This is a genomic window from Sphingomonas kyungheensis, assembly GCF_037120395.1.
Lineage (GTDB): Bacteria > Pseudomonadota > Alphaproteobacteria > Sphingomonadales > Sphingomonadaceae > Sphingomonas > Sphingomonas kyungheensis.
The window spans coordinates 250962-276347 of sequence record NZ_JBBBDM010000003.1 but is presented as its reverse complement, the minus strand read 5'-3'; the positions used below and the strand labels follow the sequence as shown (position 1 = coordinate 276347).

Annotated in this window: 20 protein-coding genes and 1 tRNA gene; 16 read left to right on the top strand and 5 right to left on the bottom strand. The window is 66.3% G+C overall.

The features are described from left to right. The first annotated feature begins 60 nt into the window (after positions 1-60). Together V8201_RS09065 and V8201_RS09060 are read left to right on the top strand one after the other, a co-directional pair. Entirely contained in the window at positions 61-2112 is a 2052-nt protein-coding gene (locus V8201_RS09065) for a carbon starvation CstA family protein (RefSeq protein WP_336545079.1), read from the top strand. Beyond that, on the top strand, positions 2109-2300 hold the full coding sequence (locus V8201_RS09060) for a YbdD/YjiX family protein (protein ID WP_037536738.1): 192 nt from the start codon (positions 2109-2111) through the stop codon (positions 2298-2300). Before V8201_RS09065 ends, V8201_RS09060 begins: the two co-directional genes overlap by 4 nt. Before the next feature lie 196 nt (positions 2301-2496). Here the strand turns inward: V8201_RS09060 and V8201_RS09055 are convergent, their stop codons facing one another. After that, a complete protein-coding gene (locus V8201_RS09055; RefSeq protein WP_336545078.1) occupies positions 2497-2871 on the bottom strand; it encodes a MarR family winged helix-turn-helix transcriptional regulator in 375 nt (124 codons plus the stop codon). A 161-nt stretch (positions 2872-3032) separates the two neighbouring features. On the opposite strand from V8201_RS09055, the gene V8201_RS09050 reads away from it, so the two are divergent. The 4 genes from V8201_RS09050 (at position 3033) to V8201_RS09035 (ending at position 7958) form a co-directional block, all read left to right on the top strand. Next, complete coding sequence (locus tag V8201_RS09050; protein WP_336545077.1) at positions 3033-4211, top strand: HlyD family secretion protein; 1179 nt, start codon at positions 3033-3035, stop codon at positions 4209-4211. Further along, complete coding sequence (locus V8201_RS09045; protein WP_037536532.1) at positions 4208-5770, top strand: MDR family MFS transporter; 1563 nt, start codon at positions 4208-4210, stop codon at positions 5768-5770. The genes V8201_RS09050 and V8201_RS09045 overlap by 4 nt, the downstream gene beginning before the upstream one ends. Before the next feature lie 7 nt (positions 5771-5777). Continuing rightward, on the top strand, positions 5778-7217 hold the full coding sequence (locus V8201_RS09040; protein ID WP_336545076.1) for an efflux transporter outer membrane subunit: 1440 nt from the start codon (positions 5778-5780) through the stop codon (positions 7215-7217). Between the two features lie 84 nt (positions 7218-7301). After that, positions 7302-7958, top strand: coding sequence for a GntR family transcriptional regulator (locus tag V8201_RS09035; RefSeq protein ID WP_336545075.1), 657 nt, complete (start codon positions 7302-7304; stop codon positions 7956-7958). Positions 7959-8040: 82 nt separating this feature from the next. Here the strand turns inward: V8201_RS09035 and V8201_RS09030 are convergent. Next, positions 8041-8117, bottom strand: a tRNA-Pro gene (locus V8201_RS09030). A gap of 205 nt (positions 8118-8322) precedes the next feature. Here V8201_RS09030 and yajC point away from each other — a divergent pair. The 4 genes from yajC to V8201_RS09010 are packed head-to-tail and all read left to right on the top strand — an operon-like array spanning position 8323 to position 11622. Continuing rightward, positions 8323-8661, top strand: coding sequence for a preprotein translocase subunit YajC (gene yajC / locus V8201_RS09025; protein ID WP_037536538.1), 339 nt, complete (start codon positions 8323-8325; stop codon positions 8659-8661). Continuing rightward, complete coding sequence (gene secD / locus V8201_RS09020) at positions 8661-10253, top strand: protein translocase subunit SecD (RefSeq protein WP_271298770.1); 1593 nt, start codon at positions 8661-8663, stop codon at positions 10251-10253. Before yajC ends, secD begins: the two co-directional genes overlap by 1 nt. Positions 10254-10269: 16 nt before the next feature. Beyond that, entirely contained in the window at positions 10270-11244 is a 975-nt protein-coding gene (secF, locus tag V8201_RS09015) for a protein translocase subunit SecF (protein ID WP_336545074.1), read from the top strand. 9 nt (positions 11245-11253) lie between these two features. Further along, positions 11254-11622, top strand: a complete 369-nt coding sequence (locus V8201_RS09010; RefSeq protein WP_336545073.1) for an MTH938/NDUFAF3 family protein — start codon at positions 11254-11256, stop codon at positions 11620-11622. Here V8201_RS09010 and V8201_RS09005 read toward each other — a convergent pair. Together V8201_RS09005 and V8201_RS09000 are read right to left on the bottom strand one after the other, a co-directional pair. After that, entirely contained in the window at positions 11604-12812 is a 1209-nt protein-coding gene (locus V8201_RS09005) for a glycosyltransferase (RefSeq protein WP_336545072.1), read from the bottom strand. The genes V8201_RS09010 and V8201_RS09005 overlap by 19 nt on opposite strands. 49 nt (positions 12813-12861) lie before the next feature. After that, complete coding sequence (locus tag V8201_RS09000; protein WP_336545071.1) at positions 12862-13686, bottom strand: class I mannose-6-phosphate isomerase; 825 nt, start codon at positions 13684-13686, stop codon at positions 12862-12864. 91 nt (positions 13687-13777) lie between these two features. Here V8201_RS09000 and V8201_RS08995 point away from each other — a divergent pair, with 91 nt between their 5' ends. Together V8201_RS08995 and recN are read left to right on the top strand one after the other, a co-directional pair. Continuing rightward, positions 13778-14728 carry an outer membrane protein assembly factor BamD gene (locus tag V8201_RS08995; protein WP_037536547.1) on the top strand — a complete coding sequence of 317 codons (951 nt, stop codon included), beginning with the start codon at positions 13778-13780 and terminating at the stop codon, positions 14726-14728. Positions 14729-14882: 154 nt separating this feature from the next. Beyond that, a complete protein-coding gene (gene recN, locus V8201_RS08990; RefSeq protein WP_336545070.1) occupies positions 14883-16541 on the top strand; it encodes a DNA repair protein RecN in 1659 nt (552 codons plus the stop codon). Between the two features lie 11 nt (positions 16542-16552). Here recN and V8201_RS08985 read toward each other — a convergent pair whose 3' ends face one another. After that, positions 16553-17530, bottom strand: a complete 978-nt coding sequence (locus V8201_RS08985; protein ID WP_037536551.1) for an SDR family oxidoreductase — start codon at positions 17528-17530, stop codon at positions 16553-16555. A gap of 160 nt (positions 17531-17690) precedes the next feature. Between V8201_RS08985 and ligA the strand changes: the two genes are divergently transcribed. The 4 genes from ligA to V8201_RS08965 all read left to right on the top strand — a co-directional run bounded on the left by ligA (position 17691) and on the right by V8201_RS08965 (position 25364). Next, positions 17691-19841, top strand: a complete 2151-nt coding sequence (ligA, locus tag V8201_RS08980) for an NAD-dependent DNA ligase LigA (RefSeq protein ID WP_336545069.1) — start codon at positions 17691-17693, stop codon at positions 19839-19841. A gap of 168 nt (positions 19842-20009) precedes the next feature. After that, a complete protein-coding gene (locus V8201_RS08975) occupies positions 20010-23354 on the top strand; it encodes a TonB-dependent receptor (RefSeq protein ID WP_271298763.1) in 3345 nt (1114 codons plus the stop codon). 103 nt (positions 23355-23457) lie between these two features. Continuing rightward, positions 23458-24570: a sensor histidine kinase gene (locus tag V8201_RS08970; protein ID WP_037536556.1), complete on the top strand. Its 1113-nt coding sequence runs from the start codon at positions 23458-23460 to the stop codon at positions 24568-24570. After that, a complete protein-coding gene (locus tag V8201_RS08965; RefSeq protein WP_037536559.1) occupies positions 24567-25364 on the top strand; it encodes a LytR/AlgR family response regulator transcription factor in 798 nt (265 codons plus the stop codon). The genes V8201_RS08970 and V8201_RS08965 overlap by 4 nt, the downstream gene beginning before the upstream one ends. Positions 25365-25386 lie beyond the last annotated feature (22 nt).

Here is a 25386-nt window from a genome sequence, read left to right as displayed (position 1 = left end):
GGCTGGTCTTGCCCTCCCGCCACCGCCCGGAGTAAGCGGCGCGCGAGGGAGACGAGAGCGATGCGCAGCGCGAACAGGATCGGCTGGGGCGTCGTCGCGCTGATCGGCGCCGGGTCGCTCTTCGTCATCGCCAATGCGCGCGGCGAAGCGATCAACGCCGTCTGGGTGGTGGTCGCGGCCTTGTGCGTCTACCTGATCGCCTATCGCTTCTACGCGCGCTATCTCGCCCGGATCGTCGGGATCGATCCGGCGCGGCCCACGCCTGCGATGCGCCATCCCGACGGCCTCGATTTCGTTGCCACCGACCGGCGTGTGCTATTCGGCCACCATTTCGCCGCAATCGCCGGCGCCGGACCGTTGGTCGGGCCGGTGCTCGCCGCGCAAATGGGGTATCTGCCGGGTATGTTGTGGATCCTCGCCGGGGTCGTGCTCGCCGGCGCGGTGCAGGACTTCATGGTGCTGTTCCTGTCGATGCGCCGCGACGGTCGCTCGCTCGGCGAGATGATCCGGCTCGAGATGGGCGCGGTGCCGGGGACGATCGCGTTGTTCGGCGCTTTCATGATCATGATCATCATCCTCGCGGTGCTCGCGCTGATCGTCGTGCGGGCGCTGGCGGGCAGTCCCTGGGGCCTGTTCACCGTCGCCGCGACCATCCCGCTCGCGGTGCTGATGGGCGTCTATACCCGCTGGATCCGGCCGGGGCGGGTCGGAGAGGTGTCGTTGCTCGGCCTCGTCGGGCTGATCCTGGCCATCGTCTACGGGCGCGACGTCGCCGCCTCCGCGACGCTCGCGCCGTGGTTCACCTATTCGCCGGTCGCCCTGTGCTGGATCCTGATCGGCTATGGCGCAGTCGCGTCGTTGCTGCCGGTCTGGCTGCTGCTCGCACCGCGCGACTATCTGTCGACCTTCCTCAAGATCGGCGCGATCGCCGCGCTGGCGATCGGCATCGTCGTCGTCGCGCCGCCGTTGCGGATGCCGGCGCTGACCGCCTTCGTCGACGGCAGCGGACCGGTCTGGTCGGGCTCGCTCTTCCCCTTCCTGTTCATCACCATCGCCTGCGGCGCGGTTTCGGGCTTCCACGCGCTGATCGCAAGCGGCACCACGCCCAAGCTGATCGCGAGCGAGGGCGATGCGCGCTTCATCGGCTATGGTGCGATGCTGATGGAGAGCTTCGTCGCGATCATGGCGCTGGTCGGTGCGTCGATCATTGATCCCGGCGTCTATTTCGCGATGAACAGCCCCGCCGCGGTCGTCGGCACCGACGCGGCCAGCGCCGCGGTCGCCGTTACCGCGATGGGCTTTCCGATCACGCCCGAGACGATCGCCACCACCGCCCGCGATGTCGGCGAAACGACGATCATCAGCCGCGCCGGCGGCGCGCCGACGCTGGCGGTCGGCATGGCGCATATCTTCAGCGCGGTGGTCGGCGGCCGGGCGATGATGGCCTTCTGGTATCATTTCGCGATCCTGTTCGAGGCCTTGTTCATCCTCACCGCGGTCGACGCCGGCACGCGGGCCGGGCGGTTCATGCTGCAGGATCTGATCGGGCTGGCGGTGCCGTCATTCCGCAACGCGACGAGCTTCCTGCCCGGCCTGATCGGCACCGGGCTGTGCGTCGCGGCCTGGGGCTTCTTTCTGTACCAAGGCGTCACCGACCCGCTCGGCGGCGTCAACACGCTCTGGCCGCTGTTCGGCATCTCCAACCAGATGCTCGCGGCGGTCGCGCTCGTGCTCGCGACGGTGGTGCTGTTCCGGATGAAACGGCAGCGCTACGCCTGGGTGACGATCCTGCCGGCGATCTGGCTGGTGCTGTGCACCGTCACCGCCAGCCTGCTCAAGCTGTTCGCCAGCGATCCCCGCGTCGGCTTCCTCGCCCATGCCAACCGCTTCGCGGATGCCGCCGCGCGGGGGCAGATGCTCGCCCCGGCGAAGACGCTCGCCGAGATGCGGCGGATCGTGCTCAACGACCGGATCGACGCGATACTCTGCGCGCTGTTCCTCGCCGTGGTGGCATCGATCATCGGCTATGGCATCCGCACCTGTCTGATCGCGCGCAGAAGCGACGCGCCTAGCGTCAGTGAAATCCCGGCATGGCCGGCGCCGGCAGAATGAGCCTCAAGGCCCTCTGGCGCGGCCTCGCCGATACCGGCAGGCTGATGGTCGGCGTACCCTCCTACCAGGCCTATTGCGCCCATATGGCGGAGGCGCACCCCGATCGGCCGGTGCTGAGCGCGACCGCCTTCTTCCGCGATCGGCAGCAGGCGCGGTACGGCGGTCGCGGCGGCGGGCGGTGCTGCTGAGCGCGGCTCAGCCGAGCAGCAGCAAGGTCACCGCGCAGATCGACAGCGCCGCGCCGCTCGCGCAGCACAACAGGCCGAAGCCGCATTGGCACAAGGTCGGTTCGTACCGGTCCATGGCATCCTCCATGCCGCTCTTCCGGCGGCGGCAGAGAGCTTAACAAAGCCCGGATCGGAAGCAATAGGCTGAAGCAATAGGCTAGCGCGTGCGGGTATCGCCGCCGTCGAGCCCATCGAGCGCGGTGAGCAGCTTGGCCAAGGTCGACGAGAGTTGCGCGCGCTCGTCTGCGTCGAGCGCACCGAAGACCGCGTCGATCAAGTCCTGCCGCAACGGCTCGGTCTCGCCGAGCACCCGTCGTCCCTCGTCGGTGATCGAAACCTGTTTGACGCGTCGGTCATGGGCGTCGGGGGTCCGCGCGACGAAGCCGTCGCGCTCCAGTCCATCGATCGCCTCGGTCACCGTGCGCGGCGCATTGTCGAAGAAGTCGGCGATGTCGGCCGCGCGCGCCGGGCCGCGCTTGTGCAGGAACAGCAGCAGCTTGGTGCGGGCCAGTGACGCGCCTTGTTCTGCCATCCGGCGGTTCATCAGACGCTGCATGCGCAGGAAGAGGCGGAACAGGTCCGACGCGAGGGGTTCGTTGCAAGCCATATGTGAGGACCCTCATTAAATGGTCTTGCACTATGCTGCAAGTGCGAGCATCTAGACGGCAACGACGAACCAAGAAGATGAATGTGATGGCCCAGAACGAGCATCCTGTTGCGGACACTGCCGAATCGCACGACGAATCGGAAGCGTCCGCCGCCGCGGCGTCACCCGAGAAGAAGCGTCGCATCCGGCTGATCCTGCTGATCGTCGCGCTGGTCGTGGTGATCGGCGGCGTGCTGTGGTTCGTCCGCTACCAAAGCGTCGGCAAGTTCATGCAGAATACCGACGATGCCTATGTGCAGGCCGATGCGGTGACCGTCTCGCCCAAGGTGTCGGGCTATGTCGACCAGGTCTTCGTCGCGGACAATCAGCAGGTCAAGGCGGGCACCCCCCTCGTCCGCATCGATTCGCGTGACTATCGCGCGCAGGCGGCGCAGGTCACCGCACAGATCGACGTGGCCCGCGCCAATGCCGAAGGCGTGCGCGCGCAGATCCGCGAGCAGCAGGCGGCGATCGACAAGGCCCGGTCCGACCTTGCCGCCGCGCGCAGCGATGCCGCCTACGCACATAGCGAGGTGCGCCGCTACCAGCCGCTCGCCGCGTCGGGAGCGGAAACGCGCGAGAAGCTGTCGACCTTGCAGAACCAGGCGCGGCAGGCGGATGCGCAGGTCGCCGCCGCCAATGCCGCGCTGGTCAGCGCGACGCGTCGGGTCGGCACGCTCCAGGCGCAGGTCCAGCAGGCGCAGGCACAGGGTGAGGCCAGCCGCGCCCAGCTTGCCGCGGCGCAGGTCAATCTCGGCGCCACCATCCTGCGCGCCAGCATCGACGGCCGGGTCGGCGACAAGACGGTGCGCGTCGGCCAGTATACGCAGGCGGGCACGCGGCTGATGTCGATCGTCCCCGTCCAGCAATTGTATGTCGAGGCCAATTTCAAGGAAACGCAGCTCGGCCTGATGCGCGTCGGCCAGCCGGTGACACTGGAGGTCGATGCCCTGCCCGGTGTCGAGATCCACGGCCGCGTCGAAAGCGTCTCGCCCGGCACCGGCGCGCAATTCTCGTTGCTGCCGCCGCAGAATGCGACCGGCAATTTCACCAAGATCGTTCAGCGCGTGCCGGTGCGCATCGCGCTCGACGCGGGGCCGGAGACGCGCAAGCTGCTGGTGCCCGGCATGTCGGTCGACGTCACGGTCGACACCCGCTCGGCGAAGGGCAGCGTCCAGCGCATCCGCGACGAGCAGGACCAGCATAACGAGCGGCGCGGAAAATGAGCGCCGCCGTCCCGGCTGAAACGGCGGCGGCATCGCCGCCCGAGCGCGCCGATCTCGCCGCGTGGCTGGCCGTCGCGGCGGGCAGTCTCGGCGCGCTGATGGCGACGCTCGATATCTCGATCGTCAACTCGGCGCTGCCGGTCATCCAGGGCGAAATCGGCGCGAGCGGCACCGAGGGAACGTGGATCGCCACCTCCTATCTGGTCGCCGAGATCATCATCATTCCGCTCTCCGCATGGCTGGAGCGCGTGCTCGGCCTGCGCACCTTCCTGCTGATCGCCTCGGTGCTGTTCACCGCCTTCTCGGTGGTCTGCGGCCTGTCGACGACGCTGACGATGATGATCATCGGCCGCGCCGGGCAAGGCATCACCGGCGGCGCGCTGATCCCAACGGCGATGACGATCATCGCGACGCGGCTGCCGCGCAGCCAGCAACCCATCGGCACCGCGCTGTTTGGTGTCACCGCGATCCTCGGCCCGGTGCTGGGGCCGCTGATCGGCGGCTATCTGACCGAGAACGTCAGCTGGCATTACGCCTTCTTTCTCAACATCCCGGTCGGTGCGGTGCTGCTCGTGCTGCTGCTCGTCGGCCTGCCCTATCAGAAGCCGCACCTCACCGAATTGCTCAAGGCGGACTGGCTCGGCATCGCCGGCCTCGCTCTGGGACTCGGCGGACTGACCGTCGTGCTCGAAGAGGGGCAGCGCGAGCAATGGTTCCAGTCCGCCCTGATCCTCAAGCTCACCGCGCTCACCATCGTCGGGCTCGTCATGCTGATCGCCGGTCAGTTCATCGCGAAGAAGCCGGTGGTCAAGCTCCGGCTGCTGCTCGACCGCCAGTTCGGCAGCGTGGCGACGATGGGCCTCGTGCTCGGCATGGTGCTGTACGGCAGCAGCTACGTCATCCCGCAGTTCCTCGCCGCCATCTCCGATTACAATGCGTTGCAATCGGGCAAGGTCGTGCTGCTCAGCGGCATTCCCAGTCTGTTGATGATGCCGCTGGTGCCGCTGCTGATCCGCCATCTCGACATTCGCGTCGCGGTCGCGTCGGGGCTGCTGCTGATGGCGTTGAGCTGCCATCTCGATACCACGCTGACCGCGGCATCGGTCGGCAGCGCCTTCACCGACTCGCAATTGCTGCGTGGCGTCGGCACGATCCTCGGCTTCGTCTTCCTCAACCAGGCGGCGATCGCCTCGGTCAAGCCGGAGGAAGCGGGCGATGCCGCCGGATTGTTCAGCGCCGCGCGCAACATCGGCGGGTCCTTCGCGCTCGCCGGGATCGCGACCCTGCAGGATCAGCGCAGCTATCTGCACAGCCGTCGCATCGACGAGGTGCTCAACGCCAATTCGGTGGCGTTGCAGGATTATCTCGCCGCGACGGCGCGTTCGCTCGGCAGCACGGCGACCGCGATCCGCTCACTCGGCGGCACGATCCAGCGTGAGGCGCTGGTGATGACCTATAACGATCTGTTCTGGCTCTTGTCGGTCGGCATCTGCTGCGTGGTGCCGCTCGTCCTGTTCCTCCGCCCGCTGCCGCAAGGCAAAGCCGTGGCGATGCATTGAGGCGATGATGCAATTCTCCCGCACCCCCATCCTGCTGCTGCCCGCGCTGGCGCTCGCCGCCTGCACGGTCGGGCCGAACTACGCCGGCCCGCCCAAGACCTTGTCCGACGCCAATGGCGCTCCCCGCTTCGTGCGTGGTGGCGCGCAAGTCAGCCCTGCCGCACCGACGGTCGCGGCCTGGTGGACCCAGCTCCACGACCCGTTGCTCGACACGCTCGAGGCGCAGGCGCTCGCCACCAATCCCAATATCGCGGTCGCCACCGCGCGGCTGCGGCAGGCGCGGGCGTCGCTGCGGCTCGAGCGTGCCAATCAGGCGCCGAGCGCCAACGCCTCCGCCACCTATCTCCATGCCCGCATTCCGGGCTTCGACTTCGGCGGCGGCAGCAGCGACGGCAGCGCGAGCGCGGTCGACGTCTATAACCTCGGCTTCGACGCGAGCTGGGAGGTCGACCTGTTCGGCGGTCGCCGCCGGTCGGTGGAAGCCGCGCGCGCGCAGTCCGAGGCGGCCGAGGCGAATGTCGCCGACGCGCAGGTCAGCCTGACCGCCGACGTCGCGCAGGCCTATGTCAGCTTGCGCGACGTGCAACGCCGGATCACCCTGTCGCGCGACAATGCGCGCATGCAGCAGCAGATGCTCACGCTGACCGAGCAGCGCTTCGCCCAGGGTGCGGCGTCGGACCTCGACGTCGAGCGGCTGCGGGGGCAGGTCGAGACGACCAATGGCCAGATCGTCCCGTTGCAGGCGGAGGCGGAGCGCTACCTCAACGCCATTGCGGTGCTCACCGGCCGCGAGCCGGGTGTGCTCGATGCAACGCTCACGCCGGGAGGCGCGGTGCCGCTGCCGCCCGCGGCGGTGGCGATCGGCGATCCCGCCGCGCTGTTGCAGCGTCGCCCCGACATTCGCGCCGCCGAGCGCCAGCTGGCGCAGCGTACCGCGCAGGTCGGCGTTGCCGATGCCGCGCGCTTCCCGCGTCTGACGCTGCTCGGCCTGATCGGGCTGGGTGGCACGCGGCTGTCCGATATCAGTCCCGACAAGCTCGTCGGCATCGGTGCGCCGATGCTGCAATGGAATTTCCTCGACTTCGGTCGCAACCGCGCGCGGATCCATCAGGCGGAAGGACAACGCGACGAGGCGGAGGCGCAATATCGCGGGGCGGTGCTGGTCGCGCTGCGTGATGCCGAGGATGCCTTGTCCCGCTTCGGCCATCGCCGCGACACCGTCGCCAGCCTGATGCGCAGCAAGGCGAGCGCCGACCGCGCCGCCGACCTGATGCAGCAGCGCTTCCGTGCCGGCACTGCGACGCTGATCGACACGCTCGACGCCGAACGTCAGCGCGTTGCCGCCGAGCAGAACCTGTCCGCGGGAGTCACCAGTTTGACCGGCGACTATATCGCGTTGCAGAAAGCATTGGGGCTAGGCTGGGGAGAGCCGCCGCCCGCCGCCTGATCCGATATACAAAATATTGATTTTACGGCTTCATTCTGGAATGAACAGACTATGCGCCGCGTCCGCTGCGCCGGGAATTCATCGATGAGCATCGTCGTCCGGACATTGTCCGACCAGGTATTTGAAATCGTGCGCGAGCGGATCGTCGACGGATCGATTCGCGCCGAAGCGCCGATCCGGCAGGACGCTCTTGCCGCCGAACTCGGGGTCAGCAAGATTCCGCTGCGCGAGGCATTGGTCCGCCTCGAACATGAGGGGCTGATCCACAGTCAGGCGAACCGCGGCTATGCCGTGCGGGCCTTGTCGGCCGAACAGGCGGATGAGATCTACGCGCTGCGCCTCGCGATCGAACCGCGCGCCGCTGCGATCGGTGCGGCGGAAGCCAGCGAGGCGGATCGGCGCCACGCCCGCGAGGCGCTCGACGCACTCGAAGAGGCGCGCGGCGCGGCGGCGACCGAGATAGCGGTCCGCCACCGTCGCTTCCACGTCGCTCTGGTCCGGCCGGGCGACCGGATGCTGACGACGCAGCTGATCGAGCGGCTGGCGATGCTCGCCGAGCGTTATGTCATCGCACATCTTGCCCCGGAGGGCCGGTTCGCCCGCGCCGATCGCGAGCATCGTGAGTTGCTCAACGCCTGGCTGGATGGTGACGGCGATGCGGTCGAACAGGGAATGATCCGCCATCTCGACCTGACCCGCGCCGATCTGGACGCCGAGCTCCAGCATCTGCGCATTCGCTGAGCGCGTTCCGCTTGCTGTAAGAAAGGGATCGCTGCGGCGATCCCGGCGGATCGATCCGCCCTGCCCGCTCTTGGCGGGAAATTGGTCGGGGCGACAGGATTCGAACCTGCGACCCCCACACCCCCAGTGTGATGCGCTACCAGGCTGCGCTACGCCCCGACCGAGGGACCGTTGCCATGCGGCGACCGATCCCGGAGCGGGGCCTGTAGGCGGGTCCGGCGGGGGATGCAAGCGGCCTTTGTCAAAGCCGCGCCGTGGCGTGCCGTTGCAGCGGCGCAACATTGCGCCACGGGGGAACCGATGCTAGCGCGCAGATCATCTTGCGCGGGGAATGTCTTCCGCCGATCAGCCATGCACGGATACGATGTTTATCTCTCCAGCTTACGCCCAGACCGCCGGCAGCGCCGCTGAGCCCGGCGGCCTCGCCTCGCTCATCAGCTTCGCGCCGTTGCTGCTCATCTTCATCGTCTTCTATTTCCTGATGATCCGGCCGCAGCAGACGCGGATGAAGGCGCTGCAACAGGCGGTCGCCGCGGTGAAGAAGGGTGACAGCGTCGTCACCGCGGGCGGCATCGTCGGCCGCGTCACCAAGGTCGAGGACAATTTCGTCGAAGTCGAGATCGCGCCGAACACCCGCATCCGCGTCGTCAAGTCGACGCTCGCCGAGGTGACCGGGCTCAACACCAAGCCGGCGAACGACTGATGCTCGACTTTCCGCGCTGGAAGGTGGCGACGATCTGGGCGGTGCTGGCGCTGCTCTGCGCGCTGTCGATCCCGACGTTCCTGCCCGAATCCGTCACCAGCAACTGGCCGATCCACCCGCGCGTCAACAAGGGGCTCGATCTCGCCGGCGGCAGCTATCTGATGCTCGAGGCGGATACGCAGGATCTCGCCAATACGCGGATCGAGGCGCTGCGCGAGCAGATCCAGGGCACGATGCGCAACGGTACGCCGCGGATCGAGATCGGTGACATTTCGACGCGCAACAACCAGATCAGCTTCCTGCTCCGCGACCCCAGTCAGGTCGATGCGGCGCGCGAGCGGCTGCTCGGCATCACCGGCGGTGGCGCCGGCATGACCGGGCAGCGCGAATGGGACATCCAGGTCGTCGATTCGAGCCGCTTCGTGCTCTCGCCGACGCAGGCCGGCCTGCAACAGGCGATCAAGGTCGCGATGGAGGATGCCACCGACGTCGTGCGGCGTCGTATCGACGAACTCGGCACGCGCGAGCCGACCATCGTCCGCCAGGGCGACAATCGCATCCTCGTGCAGGTGCCCGGCCTGCAAAACCCGCAGGCGCTCAAGGACCTGCTCGGCAAGACCGCCAAGCTCGAATTCAAGCTGGTCGACACCAACGCCAATCCCGCCGACACTGCGCGCGGCGTCGCCCCGATCGGCAGTCAGATCCTGCCCTCGGTGACTCCCGGCCTGCCGCCGACGGTGGTCAAGCGTTCGGTGATCATCTCCGGCGATCAGCTCGCCGACGCCCGCCAGGCGTTCGATCAGCAGACTAACGCACCAAACATCCAGATCACGTTCAACGCCACCGGCGGCAACCGCTTCGCGCGGGTGACGCAGGCGAACGTCGGCAAGCCCTTCGCAATCATCATCGACAACAAGGTGGTCTCGGCGCCTCGTATCGAAACTGCGATTCTCGGCGGTTCGGCGGTGATCAGTGGAAGCTTTACCACCGACAGCGCCAATCAGCTGGCGATCGCGCTGCGGTCGGGCAAGCTGGCGATCAACCTCAAGGTGATCGAGGAATCGACCGTCGGTCCCGACCTCGGTGCCGATTCGATCCGCTCGGGCATCATGGCCTGCGCCGTCGCCGTCGCGCTGGTCGTCGCCTTCATGTTCGTGACCTACGGCCGCTTCGGCCTCTATGCGAACATCGCCGTGATCATCAACGTCTTCGTCATCCTCGGCGTGCTGGCGATGCTCAAGGGCACGCTGACGCTGCCGGGAATCGCGGGCTTCGTGCTGACGATCGGCACCGCGGTCGACGCCAACGTGCTGATCAACGAGCGAATCCGCGAGGAACGCCGACGCGGGCGCTCCGTCGTCCAGGCGGTCGAACTCGGCTATAAGGAAGCGAGCCGGACGATCTTCGAAGCGAACATGACGCACGCCATTTCCGGCTTCATCATGTTCGCGCTCGGCTCCGGCCCGGTCAAGGGTTTCGCGGTCGTGCTGCTGATCGGCATCGCCACCTCGGTCTTCACCGCCGTCACCTTCACGCGCATGCTCGTCGCGCAGTGGATCCGGCGCGAGAAGCCCAAGACGATCAACATCTGAGGCGAAAGGCCAAGACATGCGCCTCCTGAAAATCGTTCCCGACAACACCAACATCGACTTCGTCCGGCTGCGCGGCTGGGCGTTCGGACTGACGCTGCTGCTCAGCGTTTTGGCGATCGGCCTCACGGTCTACAAAGGCCTCAATCTGGGCGTCGATTTTGTGGGCGGCCTCATGATCGAAGAAAAATTTGCAACCGCGCCTGATCAGAACAAGGTCCGGACTGTGATTGACGGTCTCGGGGTCGGCGAAGCATCGTTGCAGCAAGTTGGCGGACCGACGACGTTCAATATCCGTCTGCCAGTTCAGGGCGGCGCCGATGAAGGCGCAACCAACGCCGCGGTAAAAAAGGTAGAAGTAGCGCTGGCCAAGGCATTTCCCGGTGCCACTTTCAGCCGCTATTCGACCGTGTCGAGCAAAGTCTCGGGCGAGCTGATCCAGCATGGCATCCTCGCCGTCGTGCTGGCGGTGCTCGGCATCGGCCTGTTCGCGATCGTACGGTTCGAATGGCAGTTCGGCGTTTCGACGATCGTCGCGATCGTCCACGATCTGCTGATGACGGTCGGCTTCTTCGCGCTGTCGCGGTTCGAATTCGATCTCAACATCATCGCCGCGGTGCTGACGATCATCGGCTATTCGATCAACGACAAGATCGTGATCGACGATCGCATCCGCGAGAACATGCGCCGCTATCGCAAGATGGACATGCGCGAGATCATCAACCTGTCGGTCAACGAGACGCTGCCGCGGACGGTGATGACCTCGGTGACGATCCTGCTCGCGCTGGTCGCCATGCTGCTGCTCGGCGGCCATGTGCTGCGCGGCTTCACCGCCGCGATGATCCTCGGCATCATCGTCGGCACCTATTCGTCGATCTACGTGTCGTCGTCGCTGCTCATCACGCTCGGCCTGCGCGCCGACCCCAATGCCGGGGGCAAGCCGCAGCGTGGCGCGATCGATCAGGCGGAGCGCGTCGCCCCGCGCGAGCGCTAGGCGATGCGGATGCAAGCCGATCCCCAGTCCGGCGGGCCGATCGTTCGCGGCTTCGTCGGCAGCGGCTTCCGTCTCGACGAGGAGCGGGTCGTCGCTGCGGTGTTGATGACGCACGAGGCGGCGACGGAATGGTCACCGCCGCCGATCGCCTCGCTCGACATGGCGTCGCTCGCGATATTGGTCGACGCGCAGCCGGAGTTCGTCTTGATCGGCACCGGCGCGACGTTGGTGCGGCCGCCGGTGACCTTGGTCAATGCGCTGGAGGCGCAGGGGATCGGTGTCGAGGCGATGGATAGCCGCGCCGCGGCGCGTGCCTGGGGTGTGCTGCGCGGCGAAGGTCGGGTAATCGGCGCGGCGCTCTACCCGCTCGACGCCTGACGTGCGCGGATCGCTCGACGCGGGCCTTGATCAACGAGCGCGCGGAGATGGGCGACAAGCGCGGCACTATTCGCCTCCCAGGTGAACCCGGCCGCGGCTGCCCGTACCGCTTCGGGCGCAGGCGGGTCGGCGAGCAAGGCTTTGATCGCCGTCGCAAAGGCGGCAGGGCTGCGCGCGACGATCCGACCGGCACTCCGGGTGGTGACGACCTCGCGTGCGCCGCCAGCATCGCTGATCACGATCGGCGTGCCGCAGGCGAGCGCCTCAAGCCAGGCATTCGCCAGTCCCTCGGACGCCGAGGCGAGCGCCATTACATCCGCCGCCGCGCAGATTGCCGGCAGATCGGCATGCGGCACGCTGCCGAGCAGATGCAGCCGCTCGCGCATCCCCAATTCGCTCGCGAGCGCCAGCAGTCCGGCCCGCTCGCTCCCCTCGCCGGCAATCGCCAGCGCGACGCCGGGTAGCGCCGCCACGGCACGCAGCACGATGTCATGTCCCTTGCGTGGGATCAGGGCGCCGAGCGACAGCACCAGCGGTCCATCCACGCCCAGAGTCGCCTTGGCGCTGCGGCGATCCGCCACCGGCACGAAGCGGTCGAGGTCGACGCCCGTGTGATGGACGCGGATATGATCCTCCGGCATGCCGAGCGCCACCATATCGGCGCGCATTGCCGCGCTTACCGCGAGCAGACCGTCTGCCGCCTGCGCCGCGGCGAGAACCTGCCCCCCGGTCGCCCCCGCCGTCCCCCAATGATGGATATCCGCGCCGCGCGCCTTGATCGACACCGGGATGCCGTAGCGCGCGCCGAGCGCCACAGCTGCCGGTCCATCCGGGAAGAAGAAAGAAGCATCGATGACGTCGAAGGGAAAGTCGGCACGAATCGCATCGAGCAGCGGGATCAACGCGCCGGTGAGATGCCGCGCATGCCACCGTCCACGGGCTCCGGGCACCGACAGGAAGCGCGGCCGGTAGACATCGAGCCCGCGCCACAATTCGCGGCGTGGCAGCGTGAGCTTGTCGCGGTGGTGGATCAGCGCGAGCGGCCCCGGCGGCAGCCCGATCGGCCCGACCACGCGGACCGACAGATCCGCCGTCGCCGCCAGACCGGCGGTCTGCCGCTCCACGAACACGCCGAAATTGGGTCGCGTCGCGTCCGGGAACAGGGTCGAGAGCGTCAGCACGCGGAGCATCGTCCGCGTGCTACGCCTTACGCGTTAAGACTTTACGCCTGAGACGCATTCAGATCCGCTGCGTGCCCGGATAGGCGAACAGCAGGTCGGCGTCGGCGCTCGTCGTTACCGTCTCGCGGCCGGTGACGGTCAGGCATTCGCCCGCCTTGAACGCGACACCGCCGACCTCGCCGGTTCCGGTGATCGGCACCAGCCAGGCCGTCCGCCCTTCCGGCAGAACAACCGCATGCTCCCCCGCCGACCAGCGTTCGAGCACGAACTTCGGCCCCTCGACCAGGATCGTCCGCCCCTCGCCCGCCGCGCCCGGCGAGGTGATCGGCTGATAGGGCGTCAGGTGCGACACCGCGACGCCGTCCTCGAGGTGGAGTTCACGGTCGCTGCCGTAATCATAGAGGCGGTAGGTCGTCTCGCTGTTCTGCTGCACCTCGATCAGCGTCAGTCCGCCGCCGATCGCATGGATCGTGCCGGAGGGGGCATAATAGAAGTCGCCCGCCTTGACCGGCACCCAGTCGAGATCGTCCTCGATGCTGCCGTCCTGCGCGTCGGCGCGCAACGTCTCCGGCGTGATCGGCTGTTTGGGGCCGAGCGCGATCGTCGAATCGGGCCGCGCGGCGAGGATCGTCCAGCATTCGTCCTTGCCGCGCGGCAGGCCGCGGGCATGCGCCTGCTCGTCGTCCGGATGGACCTGCACCGACAATTTCTGGCGGGTGAACAGATATTTGATCAGCAGGTCGGGCGAGGTGTCGCCAGGCTCCTGAAACCAGATTTCGCCGATCGGTTCGCCGTCCGCCGGCGCATCTTCGAACCCGAAGCCCAGATCATGCCGACCCCACGGCTTTTCGACGCGATGGGTGTGGAGCAGGGTAGCAGGCATGCGGGTCCTTTCGTGATCGTATCAATGTGCCGCCAACGTGCGACGCGGGGGATTGTTCGCAACCGCGAGCTTGAGCTAAGAGCCTTAGCCGATGCGTATCCCCCAGTCCAAGGCGCTTGCCGCAGCGCTGATCGCCGTCGTCGCGCTTCCCGTTGCAGGCTGTGCCCGCAACCGTGCGAAGTCCGACCTGCCCTATGTCGCGCGCGACGTCGGCACGCTTTATTCGACCGCCAAGAAGCGGCTCGATCAAGGGCGTTACAAGGAGGCGGCGGTGCTGTTCGACGAGGTCGAGCGGCAGCATCCCTATTCGATCTGGGCCCGCCGCGCGCAGCTGATGAGCGCGTTCAGTTACTATCTCAACCGCGACTATACGCAGAGCATCCAGTCGGCGCAGCGCTTCCTGTCGGTCCATCCCGGCAACCGCGACGCGCCTTATGCCTATTATCTCGTCGCGCTGAGCTATTACGAACAGATCCGCGACGTCACCCGGGACCAGAAGATCACGCGACAGGCGCTCGACGCGCTCGGTGAGCTCGTCCGCCGCTATCCGAACACTCGCTACGCCTCCGATGCGCGGTTGAAGATCGACCTCGTCAACGATCACCTCGCCGGCAAGGAGATGGAGATCGGTCGCTTCTACGAGACGCGCGGCCAGTGGCTCGCGGCGACGCTGCGCTTCCGGACCGTCATCGACAAATACCAGACGACGACGCACACACCCGAGGCGCTGATGCGACTGACCGAAAGCTATCTCGCGGACGGCCTCCCCGAAGAGGCGCGCAAGGCGACCGCGGTGCTCGGCGCCAATTATCCGGGCAGCGACTGGTACGACCATGCCTATAAGCTGATGCAGAAGCATCCGGTCCAGGCAGTCGCGCCGATCCCGCCGGGTCAGCCGATCATCCCGGCAGGCACGCCGGGCGCCGCGCCGACGATGCCCGGACAGTCCACCAAGGGTGGCGCTGCGCCGAGCGCGGCGGCGACCGGGCCGAGCCCCGTCGGCCCCGCAGGAAGCACCAGCGCGGGTCGTCCGACGAACTGAGCGGCTGGCCCCTTCCCCCTTCTGCTTGCGCGGGGACGGATCGGCACGCGATGCACATCCTGTCTGCGCACGCTGACTGGGTCACCGCCGCTGCGAAAATAGAGAACATTTAAGGATCAACATTGCCGCCGACGCGCGCTATATCGCCGTCACAATGTTGACCGCGCTGTCCATTCGCGATGTGGTGCTGATCGAGGCGCTCGACCTGGAATTCGGGGCGGGGCTCGACGTGCTGACCGGGGAAACCGGTGCCGGCAAGTCGATCCTGCTCGACGCACTCGGCCTTGCACTCGGCGGTCGGGGCGAGACCGGCCTGGTGCGTCACGGCGCGACTCAGGCGGTGGTGACCGCCACGTTCGATCCTCCGACCGGCGCGCTCGCGGCGGTGCTGGAGAACAACGGCGTCGATATCGAACCGGGCGAGCCCCTGCTCGTCCGCCGCATCGTCAAGGCGGACGGCGGCAGCCGCGGCTTCGTGAACAACCAGCCGGCCGCCGCGGCGCTGCTGCGCGAGATGGCGCCAATGCTGGTCGAGATCCACGGCCAGCATGACGATCGCGGCCTGCTCAATCCGCGCGGCCATCGTGCGTTGCTCGATGCCTTCGGCCGCGTCGATCCCGGCGACACCGCACGCGCCTGGGCGACATTGCGAGCCGCCGAGACCGAGCTCGCCGCCGCGCGTGCCGAGATCGAGACCGCCGCGCGTGATCGCGAATGGCTCGAACATGCGGTCGGCGAGCTTGCCGCGCTGGCCGCCGAGCCGGGGGAAGAGGAAGCGCTCGCCGACAAGCGTCGCGGCATGCAGCGTGCCGAGAAGATCGCCGACGATCTCGCCGCGATCGAAGACTATCTCGAAGGATCGAACGGCGGCCTCGCGCAATTGCGGCAGGCGGCGCGCGTGCTCGAACGGATCGCCGGCGATCATGACGCGCTCGGCGAAGCCCTTGCGGCGATCGATCGTGCGGTGATCGAAGCGGGGGTCGCGGAGGAGCAGCTCGCCGAGGCGCGCCGCGATCTCGCGTTCGATCCGCGGGCGCTCGAAGAAGATGAGGCGAGATTGTTCGAGCTGCGCGGCATGGCGCGCAAGCATCGCGTCCAGCCCGACGATCTTGCCGCGCTGACGGACGAGTTGCGGAGCAAGCTCGAACGGCTCGAGGCCGGCGAAGGCGGGATCGCGCGGCTGGAAGCGAACGTCGCCGCGGCGCAGGTGAAATATGACGCCGCGGCCGATCTGCTGTCGGAACGCCGCCGTGCGGCCGCCGAACGGCTCGACGTGGCGGTGGCGGGCGAGCTTGCGCCTCTCAAGCTTGATGCGGCCCGCTTCCGGACCGTCGTCATACCCTACGCCAAGGACGGCTGGTCGTCGCACGGCAAGGATCGCGTCGAGTTCGAAATCTCGACCAATCCCGGAGCGCCCTTCGCCCCACTCGCCAAGATAGCCTCGGGCGGCGAGCTGTCGCGCTTCATCCTCGCGCTCAAGGTCGCGCTCGCCGAAGAGGGTGGCGCGGCGACGATGATCTTCGACGAGATCGATCGCGGCGTCGGCGGCGCGGTGGCGAGCGCGATCGGCGAGCGGCTCGCACGGCTTGCCGAACATACCCAGCTGCTGGTCGTGACCCACTCGCCGCAGGTGGCGGCGCGTGGTGCCGAGCATCTGCTGATCGCCAAGAGCCATGACGGGACCGTCACCCGAACCGGCGTCCGCGTCCTCAGCGAGGCGGAGCGGCGCGAGGAGATCGCCCGCATGCTGTCCGGCGCCACCGTCACCGACGAGGCGCGGGCTCAGGCGGAGCGGCTGCTCGAAACCGCCTGAGCCGAGCCTGATCAGATCGCGCCCGTCCCGCCATTGGCGCCGAAGGCGCTGCCGGTGGTGAAGCTGTTGCCGCCGTCGGCGAGTGCAACGTAGAGGCCGGCGAGTTCTGCGGGTTGTCCGGCACGGCCGAGCGGCGTGTCCTGCCCGAATTCATGCATCTTGCCGGGCAATTGCCCGCCGGCCACCTGCAACGGCGTCCAGATCGGTCCCGGCGCGACCATGTTGACGCGGATACCCTGTTTGCCGAGCTGCTTGGCGAGCGCTTTGGTGAAGATCAGGATCGCCCCCTTGGTCGAGGCATAGTCGAGCAATTCCACTTCCGGCGCGACCGAATTGACCGAGCCGGTGTTGATGATCGCTGCGCCGGGCTTCATCAATGGGATCGCCGCCTTGCACAGGTGGAACATCGCATAGACGTTGGTCTTCATCGTCCGGTCGAATTGTTCGGTGGTGATCTCGAATATCGACTCCTTCGACTGCTGATACGCGGCATTGTTGACCAGGATGTCGAGCCCGCCGAGTTCGCGATTGGCACGGGCGACGAGGTTCCGGCAGAAGGCCTCGTCGGTCAGGTCCCCGGGGATCAGCACCACCTTGCGCCCCTCGGCGCGCAGCAGCCGGGCGACGTCCTGCGCGTCGGGCTCCTCGGTCGGGAAATAGTTGATTGCGACATCCGCGCCTTCCCGCGCGAAGGCGATCACCGCGGCGCGGCCGATCCCCGAATCGCCGCCGGTGACCAGCGCCTTGCGCCCGGCCAGCCGGCCGGAGCCGCGATAGCTCGCCTCACCGCAATCGGGCACCGGTTTCATGTCGCGCTGCAACGCCGGCCATTTCTGCTTCTGCTCGGGAAAGGGCTGCGCAGGATATTTGGTGCGCGGATCGCCGGCCGGCGCGGCGCCGGCTTGCGCGAATGCCGGTGCGGCAACGGCCGCGGCGCCGGCGACGGCAGCGCCTTTGAAGAGGTCGCGGCGACTGGTTTGATCGGTCATGGCACAACTCCCGAAAGGGTGAAGGCCAATCGCCCGCCACGCCGATTGGTTCACCGAGGCCGATCCGAAATGCGAGGTTTATCCGCGTCCGTCCGCCACTTGATCCAAGGACGCCGAAGTGCGCTTGCCGGATCGGGGGCGCTTCCCCTACCCATCCGCGATGACCGACCTGCCCCAGACCGCGCCCGAGGCCGCAGCCGAGCTCGCCACGCTCGCCGCCGAGATCGCCTATCACAACCAGCGCTATCACACCGACGATGCGCCCGAGATCAGCGACGCCGCTTATGATGCGCTGGTCCGTCGCAACGCCGCGATCGAAGCCGCCTTCCCCGATCTCGTCCGCGCCGATTCGCCCAATCGCCAGATCGGCGCCGCCCCCGCCGCGCATCTCGCCAAGGCGCCGCACGCCCGGCCGATGACCAGCCTCGACAATGCCTTCGCGCCCGCCGACGTCGAGGAGTTCATCGCCCGCATCCGTCGCTTCCTGCGGCTCGGCGACGATGAGCCGGTGCTGCTCACCGCCGAACCCAAGATCGATGGCCTGTCCTGCTCGCTCCGCTATGTCGATCGGATGCTCGTCCAGGCGCTGACCCGGGGCGACGGCCGGATCGGCGAGGACGTCACCGCCAACGTGCGCCATATCGCGGACATCCCGCAACGGCTGCCCGACGATGCGCCGGCTGGCTTCGAGGTGCGGGGCGAGGTCTATATGGCCAAGAACGATTTCACCGCGCTCAACCGCCGTCTGCTCGACGAGGCGGAGGATCCGGCAAAGGCTCGCCAGTTCGCCAATCCCCGCAATGCCGCTGCCGGTTCGCTGCGCCAGAAGGATGCCGAGGTGACCGCGACACGACCGCTGCGCTTCTTCGCCTGGGGCTGGGGGGAGGCGGCGGAGCTGCCGGAGACGACGCAATCGGCGATGATGCAGCATATCCGGCGCTGGGGGTTCCGCGTCGCCGACGACGACCTCATGGTCCCGCTTTCCCCCAATATCGCAGAGGCTGGCGATGGCGAGGCGGTGCTCCGCACCTATGCCGGTATCGAGGCCCAGCGCGCGGATCTGCCGTTCGATATCGACGGCGTCGTCTACAAGCTCGACAGGCTCGACTGGCAGGAGCGGCTCGGCGTCGTCGGCCGCGTACCGCGCTGGGCGATCGCGCACAAATTCCCCGCCGAACAGGCGCAGACGACGCTGGAGCGGATCGATATCCAGGTCGGCCGCACCGGTGCGCTCACCCCGGTGGCGAGGCTCGCGCCGGTGACCGTCGGGGGCGTCGTCGTCACCAACGCGACCCTGCACAATGCCGACGAGATCGAACGGCTCGGCGTGCGCGAAGGCGACCGCGTCGTCCTGCAGCGCGCCGGCGACGTCATCCCGCAGATCGTCCGCAACCTCACCCCCGATGTCGAGCGGCCCGCTTGGCCCTTCCCGCGCTGCTGCCCCGAATGCGGCTCGGCGGTCGAGCGCGAGGAAGGCGAGGTCGTCTATCGATGCACCGGCGGCCTGATCTGCCCGGCGCAGCGGGTCGAGCGACTGATCCACTTCGTCTCACGCCATGCGTTCGACATAACCGGCCTCGGCGCGACGTTGATCGAGGCGTTCTTTACCGACGGGCTGATCCAATCACCTGCCGACATCTTCCGTTTGACCGAGGAACAGCTCGCCGCGCGCAAGAAGGACGGCAAGGTGTGGGCCGCGAACCTCGTCGCGGCGATCGCGGCACGGCGCGAGATCCCGCTCGACCGATTCCTGTTCGCGCTCGGCATCCGTCATGTCGGCGAAATCACCGCGCGCGACCTCGCGCGCCGCTACCGTTCGATCCGTGCCCTGGGCGCGATGCTGCGCCACGCGGTCTTCCTCCATCATCGGCTCGAGCCGGTGGTCGGCGAAACCGAACGCAAGTTCGTGCTGCGCCGCGACCGCCTTCTGGTCGCGGCGATCGAGACGCCCGGCATCGGCCCGGAAGTCGCCGGCGCCCTGATCGGCTTCTGCGCGGAAAAGCACAATCGCGACGTCGTCTTCGATTTGTTGCGCGAGGTCCGCCCCACCGACATCATCTGGGAGACGCGCGCGTCCGAAGTCAGCGGCAAGACCGTGGTGTTCACCGGCAAACTCGAAACATTGTCGCGTGACGAGGCCAAGGCACAGGCGGAAGCGCTTGGTGCGCGCGTCTCCGGATCAGTGTCGGCGAAGACCGATCTCGTCGTCGCCGGCGCCGATGCCGGATCGAAGCTCAAGAAGGCGGCCGACCTTGGCGTGACGGTGATCAGCGAGGCGCAGTGGGTTGAGATTGTGCAGGCCTCAGGCTGACATAAAGCAGTCCCCGCGTGTCTTTTTTGCAACGCGCGATCAATCACTTCACCGCGATGTGTCTGGTGACTCGCATATGTCACGTAACAGAAATATTGCGCGTGCAGGGGCGCGGCAACGGCGAACGATAGAGCCGCGATTCGAGCAGGGCTCCAAGGGGACATTGATATGCGAAACAACCTTTTCCTGGGTGTGGCTGCGGTTGCGCTGATCGCACCCGCCGCCGCGTCGGCGCAGGAGACGACCTCGGTCATTCGTGGCACCGTTACGAACGCTGGCACTCCGGTTGCCGGGGCGACCGTGACGGCGACCGATGTAAACTCGGGCACCAAGTCGCAGACGAGCACCGACGCGACCGGTTCGTTCTCGCTCCCTGGTCTGCGGGTCGGTGGCCCCTACACAGTCGAGGTCGCAAGCGACGCCGGCAGCAAGACCGTCACCGACATTTACACCGTTCTCCAGCAGGATTTCACCCTGCCCGTCGAACTCGGCGCGACCGCTGACGCCCCTGCGGACGCAGGTGGCGAGATCGTCGTGACGGCACGTTCGATCCGCGGCGCTGGTGTCGCATCGAACGGTCCGGCGACGGTGCTGACGCAGGCGGACGTTCGTAAGGTCGCGTCGGTCAATCGCGATATCCGTGACATCCAGCGGCGCGACCCCTTCGCGACGCTCGATCTGTCGAATGGTTCGCGCACCGGCGGCGCGGTTTCCTTTGCCGGCGTCAATCCCCGCTTCAATCGCTTTACGATCAACGGTGTCCAAGTCGGCGATCAGTTCGGTCTCAACCAAGACGCTTCGCCGACCGGCCGCGGTCCGATTCCATATGATGCAATCGGTCAGGTTTCGGTTTCGATCGCGCCCTATGATTTTCGACAGGGTAACTTCCAGGGCGGCGTGATCGACGCCGTGCTGCTGTCGGGTACCAACGATTTCCACGGCACCGGCTTCTATTCGCAGAACACGGATGGCCTGTCGGGTAGCCGGCTGGGATCGAACACGTACGTCATCCCGAAGTTTAAGTCCGAGACCTATGGCGCGACGCTGCGCGGTCCACTGATCAAGGACAAGCTGTTCTTCATGGTGTCGGCCGAGCGCAACACCGATCCGCGTCCGTTCGATACGCTGCTATCGCAAATCCCGAACCTGACGCAGTCGCAGATCGACAATGTCTCCACGATCTCTAACCAGACGTATAACTATAATCCAGGCGGTGTGCTTGGCATCAATGCGCGTAAGGACGAGAAGATCGTCGGCCGCATTGACGCCAATATTACGACCGGCCAGCGGCTGAGCCTTTCGTATATCAATGCCTACGATTCGCAGGGCAGCCAGAATAACACCAGCGTCAGCACGACCTCGCCGAGCTACGGCCTGTCGTCCAATGCCTATACGCTGACCGAGCTGCTCCGCGCCGGCATCGTCCAGTTGAATTCGGACTGGACCGACAAGCTGTCGACGGAAATTCGCGGTCTGTATCGTTACTATACGCGTGGTCAGAACCCGCTGCTCGGCAATAACTTTGCCCAGTTCCGCGTGTGTAACGATCCGACCAGCCTCGCCAGCCTGACGCAATGCTCGCAAGGCGCGACCGGCACGCTTGGCACGCCGACGCTCGCCTTCGGACCGGATAATTCGCGTCAGACCAACGAACTGTTCACCGACACCTGGGGTGGTTCGTTCTTGCTGCGCTACCGCAATGCCGGCCACGACCTTAAGTTCCTCGCGGAAATGAACGAGAACCGGACGTTCAACAACTTCCTTCAGAACAGTGCCGGCAACTATTATTTCGACTCGCTCGCTAATTTCCAAAATCGGCAGGCTGATCAGCTCGTCTACGCCGTACCGCTCAACGGTGCCGCCAACGGCGCGTCGGCAAACTTCCACTACGATCAGTGGAACTTCGGTATCCAGGACGACTGGCGTATCACCGACAAGCTGCGCGTCAGCTACGGATTCCGCTGGGACGTGTTCGGAGAAGCGGACGCCCCGACCTACAATCAGTTCTTCCAGGCGCGTTACGGCTACCCCAATACCAAGACCTACAAGGGCCTGGCGCTGTTCCAGCCGCGCATCAGCTTCAACTATGACGTGACCGACAAGCTCCGCATCCGCGGCGGTGGCGGCATCTTCGGTGGCGGATCGCCGGACATCTATCTGTCCAACAGCTTCTCGAACACGATCCTTGCCAACACGCTGACGATCAACCGCACCGCCGCCGCCGTGGCGGGTGGAACGGCGACCTGCTCGGGCTTCACTGGCGCGACGGGCGCCCAGCTGACCGCCTTGTGCAATGCCGCGCTCAACAACGTCACCGGGCAGATCCCGTCGGCAGTGCGCGACTTTGCGCTCGGCGCCAACGGCAGCGCACAGCTGACGACCACCGCTGCCCTCGCGCCCAACTTCCGCCTGCCGTCGTCGTGGAAGGCGACGCTGTCGGCAGACTATAAGCTGTTCGGCTTCAACGTCGGTGCGGACTATTATTTCTCGAAGGTTCGTGACGGCGTCGTCTTCACCGACATCCGATCGGCAGTGATCGGCGTGCTGCCGGACGGACGTCCGCGCTACAACGCCCGGACGATCGGCACCGTGATCAACGGCACGCGCGTGTCGAGCGACAATAACTACGACATCCTGCTGACCAACACCGATCGCGGTCACAGCCATGTCGGCGTCATCCGCTTCGACAAGCAGTTCGACTGGGGCCTGTCGCTCGGCGGCAGCTATACCCGGCAGATCGTCAAGGACGTGGCAGCGGCCACTTCGTCGACGATCCTGTCGAATTATGGCAACCAGCCGGTCAACGATCCCAACTATCCGGCTTACGGTACCTCGAACGATCAGATCAAATTCTCGTTCAAGTACAACGTCGGCTACGATCATGCGTTCTTCGGCGACTATCGTACGATCGTGCAGTTGTTTGGCGAAACCCGAGCTGGACGTGCGTTCAGCTACACGATGCAGAACGCCGGCAGCACCCGCTCGCCTGTGTTCGGCACGCTGTCGAACACCGATCGCTACCTGCTGTACGTGCCGACGAGCACGTCCGACCCGATCGTCAGCTATGACTCGACGGCGACGCAAAACGCGCTTGACAGCTTGATCAACAACTCTGCGCTGAAGGACTATCGCGGCAAGATCGCGGGCAAGAACATCGGCCGCAGCCGCGTCAACACGCGGATCGATCTCCATCTTGAGCAGGAGATTCCGACCTTCCTCGGCGAATCGCGTTTCTCGATCTTCGCGGACATCAGCAACCTGCCGAACTTGATCAATCATAACTGGGCGGGCCTGCGTCAGCTCGGCTTCCCTCAGACTGCGGCAACTGTTCAGGTGCAATGCCTGACGGTCGCTACGCCGACGGGGACGACGCCGGGCGCCGGGGTTGTGAACACCGCCCCGACGCAAACGTGTGCGCAGTATCGCTACTCGACGTACGCGCCGCCTCAGACTGCGACGGTGGTCAACAACTCGCTCTATGCGATCCGTCTCGGCGCGCGCTTCACCTTCTGATCGCGCCAAGACCTTAGAGCTACCTCAAGGCCGCCGCTCCCCACCGGGAGCGGCGGCCTTCTGTTTTGCACCGGCCGCATCAGCCGTGTAGAGACGCGGCAACATGGCGACCCTTCCCGCCCCATCCCGCCCGGCGCTCAACGTGCGTCCGTTCTTCGAGAACAAAAGCCGCGCCTTCTGGACGTTGCAGGCGGTCGGCTGGACCGGCTATCTGCTGCTGCGCGGCGCGTCGACGCTGACCAACGTCTCGTTGGAGGCGATCATCCCGGTGATCGTCGAGGCGATCGTCGGCTATTGCATCACCCTGCTGCTCTCGACCTTCTACGGCTATTTCCGTGGTCTGCCGCGCGCGCCGGGACTGGCGCTGACCGTCGTCGCCTTCGTCGCCGCAACGCTGGTCTTCGCCTTCCTCGATACCTTCACCTGGTCGTTGATCCAGAACGGACAGCCCGGCGTCACGCTGCCACGGCTGCTCGTCTCCTTCTACGTCGCCTTCACGGTGATGGCCGGCTGGTCGGCGTTATACTTCGGGATCAACTTCTACCTGATCGTCGAGCAGCAGATCGACGAGATGCAGCATCTCGAAAATCAGGCGTCCTCCGCGCAGCTGGCGATGCTGCGCTACCAGCTCAACCCGCATTTCCTCTTCAACACGCTCAATTCGATCTCGACCTTGGTGCTGCTCAAGCAGACCGAGCGCGCCAATGCGATGCTCAGCCGGCTGTCGTCCTTCCTGCGCTACACGCTCGCCAACGAGCCGACCGCGCACGTCACGGTCGCGCAGGAGGTCGAGACGCTCAAACTCTATCTCGAGATCGAGAAGATGCGGTTCGAGGAGCGGTTGCGGCCGGTGTTCGAGATCGATCAGGCCGCCGAACGCGCGCGGCTGCCGTCGCTGCTGCTCCAGCCGCTGGTCGAGAATGCGATCAAATATGCGGTCAGCACGCAGGAGGAAGGCGCCGAAATCTGCGTCCGCGTGCGGCTCGCCGGGGATCGCGTGCAGATCGGCGTATCCGACACCGGGCCGGGTTTGCTCGACGGTCGGACAATGCCAAGCCTTTCAACCGGCGTAGGTCTCCCCAATATTAGGGAACGGCTGATCCAGGCCTATGGCCCGGACCACCGTTTCGAGACGCGTACCGCGCCGGCTGGCGGGTTTTCGGTGGAGATCGAAATCCCCTTCCAGCTCGACGATCTGAGTAGAGAGGCCGCATGACGATCAGAACCATCCTGGTGGACGACGAACCGCTCGCGATCCAGGGATTGGAGCTTCGGCTCCAGGCGCATGATGATATCGAAATCATCGAGAAATGCTCCAACGGCCGCGAGGCGATCCGCGCGATCAAGACGCACAAGCCCGACCTCGTCTTCCTCGATATCCAGATGCCCGGCTTCGACGGCTTTTCCGTGGTGCAGGGGCTGATGGAGGTCGAGCCGCCTTTGTTCGTCTTTGTCACCGCTTATTCGGACCATGCGCTGCGCGCGTTCGAGGCGCAGGCGGTCGATTATCTGATGAAGCCGGTCGAGGAGGCGCGACTCGCCGATACGATCGAACGTGTCCGTCAGCGACTGAGCGAGAAGCGCGGCGTCGAGGAGGTCGAGAAGCTCAAGGAGGTGCTCGCCGAACATGCGCCGGAGGCTGCCGCCGATATGGTCGAGGGTGACGCGGTCAGCGCCAATCGCTTCGAGAAGCTGATCAACATCAAGGATCGCGGCCAGATCTTCCGCGTCGATGTCGACACGATCGAGCGGATCGATGCGGCGGGCGATTACATGTGCATCTATACCGCCGACAATACGCTGATCCTGCGCGAGACGATGAAGGACCTGGAGAAGCGGCTCGATCCGCGCCGGTTCCAGCGCGTGCACCGTTCGACGATCGTCAACCTCGATCTGGTCAAGCAGGTGAAGCCGCACACCAACGGCGAATGTTTTCTCGTGCTCAACTCCGGCGCGAACGTGAAGGTCAGCCGGAGCTACCGCGACGTCGTTGCGCGCTTCGTGCACTGATCGTGACGACGACGGCCCCCGT

Coding starts and splice junctions, on each gene's coding strand:
- V8201_RS08985 (WP_037536551.1), bottom strand. CDS start 17,530: ATGACCGATCAAACCAGTCGCCGCGACCTCTTCAAAGGCGCTGCCGTC.
- V8201_RS08975 (WP_271298763.1), top strand. CDS start 20,010: ATGCGAAACAACCTTTTCCTGGGTGTGGCTGCGGTTGCGCTGATCGCA.
- V8201_RS09000 (WP_336545071.1), bottom strand. CDS start 13,686: ATGCCTGCTACCCTGCTCCACACCCATCGCGTCGAAAAGCCGTGGGGT.
- secF (WP_336545074.1), top strand. CDS start 10,270: ATGCGCCTCCTGAAAATCGTTCCCGACAACACCAACATCGACTTCGTC.
- secD (WP_271298770.1), top strand. CDS start 8,661: ATGCTCGACTTTCCGCGCTGGAAGGTGGCGACGATCTGGGCGGTGCTG.
- V8201_RS09055 (WP_336545078.1), bottom strand. CDS start 2,871: ATGGCAGAACAAGGCGCGTCACTGGCCCGCACCAAGCTGCTGCTGTTC.
- V8201_RS09060 (WP_037536738.1), top strand. CDS start 2,109: ATGAGCCTCAAGGCCCTCTGGCGCGGCCTCGCCGATACCGGCAGGCTG.
- V8201_RS09010 (WP_336545073.1), top strand. CDS start 11,254: ATGCAAGCCGATCCCCAGTCCGGCGGGCCGATCGTTCGCGGCTTCGTC.
- V8201_RS09040 (WP_336545076.1), top strand. CDS start 5,778: ATGCAATTCTCCCGCACCCCCATCCTGCTGCTGCCCGCGCTGGCGCTC.
- recN (WP_336545070.1), top strand. CDS start 14,883: ATGTTGACCGCGCTGTCCATTCGCGATGTGGTGCTGATCGAGGCGCTC.
- V8201_RS09035 (WP_336545075.1), top strand. CDS start 7,302: ATGAGCATCGTCGTCCGGACATTGTCCGACCAGGTATTTGAAATCGTG.
- V8201_RS09045 (WP_037536532.1), top strand. CDS start 4,208: ATGAGCGCCGCCGTCCCGGCTGAAACGGCGGCGGCATCGCCGCCCGAG.
- yajC (WP_037536538.1), top strand. CDS start 8,323: ATGTTTATCTCTCCAGCTTACGCCCAGACCGCCGGCAGCGCCGCTGAG.
- ligA (WP_336545069.1), top strand. CDS start 17,691: ATGACCGACCTGCCCCAGACCGCGCCCGAGGCCGCAGCCGAGCTCGCC.
- V8201_RS09065 (WP_336545079.1), top strand. CDS start 61: ATGCGCAGCGCGAACAGGATCGGCTGGGGCGTCGTCGCGCTGATCGGC.
- V8201_RS09050 (WP_336545077.1), top strand. CDS start 3,033: ATGGCCCAGAACGAGCATCCTGTTGCGGACACTGCCGAATCGCACGAC.
- V8201_RS08965 (WP_037536559.1), top strand. CDS start 24,567: ATGACGATCAGAACCATCCTGGTGGACGACGAACCGCTCGCGATCCAG.
- V8201_RS08995 (WP_037536547.1), top strand. CDS start 13,778: ATGCGTATCCCCCAGTCCAAGGCGCTTGCCGCAGCGCTGATCGCCGTC.
- V8201_RS09005 (WP_336545072.1), bottom strand. CDS start 12,812: ATGCTCCGCGTGCTGACGCTCTCGACCCTGTTCCCGGACGCGACGCGA.
- V8201_RS08970 (WP_037536556.1), top strand. CDS start 23,458: ATGGCGACCCTTCCCGCCCCATCCCGCCCGGCGCTCAACGTGCGTCCG.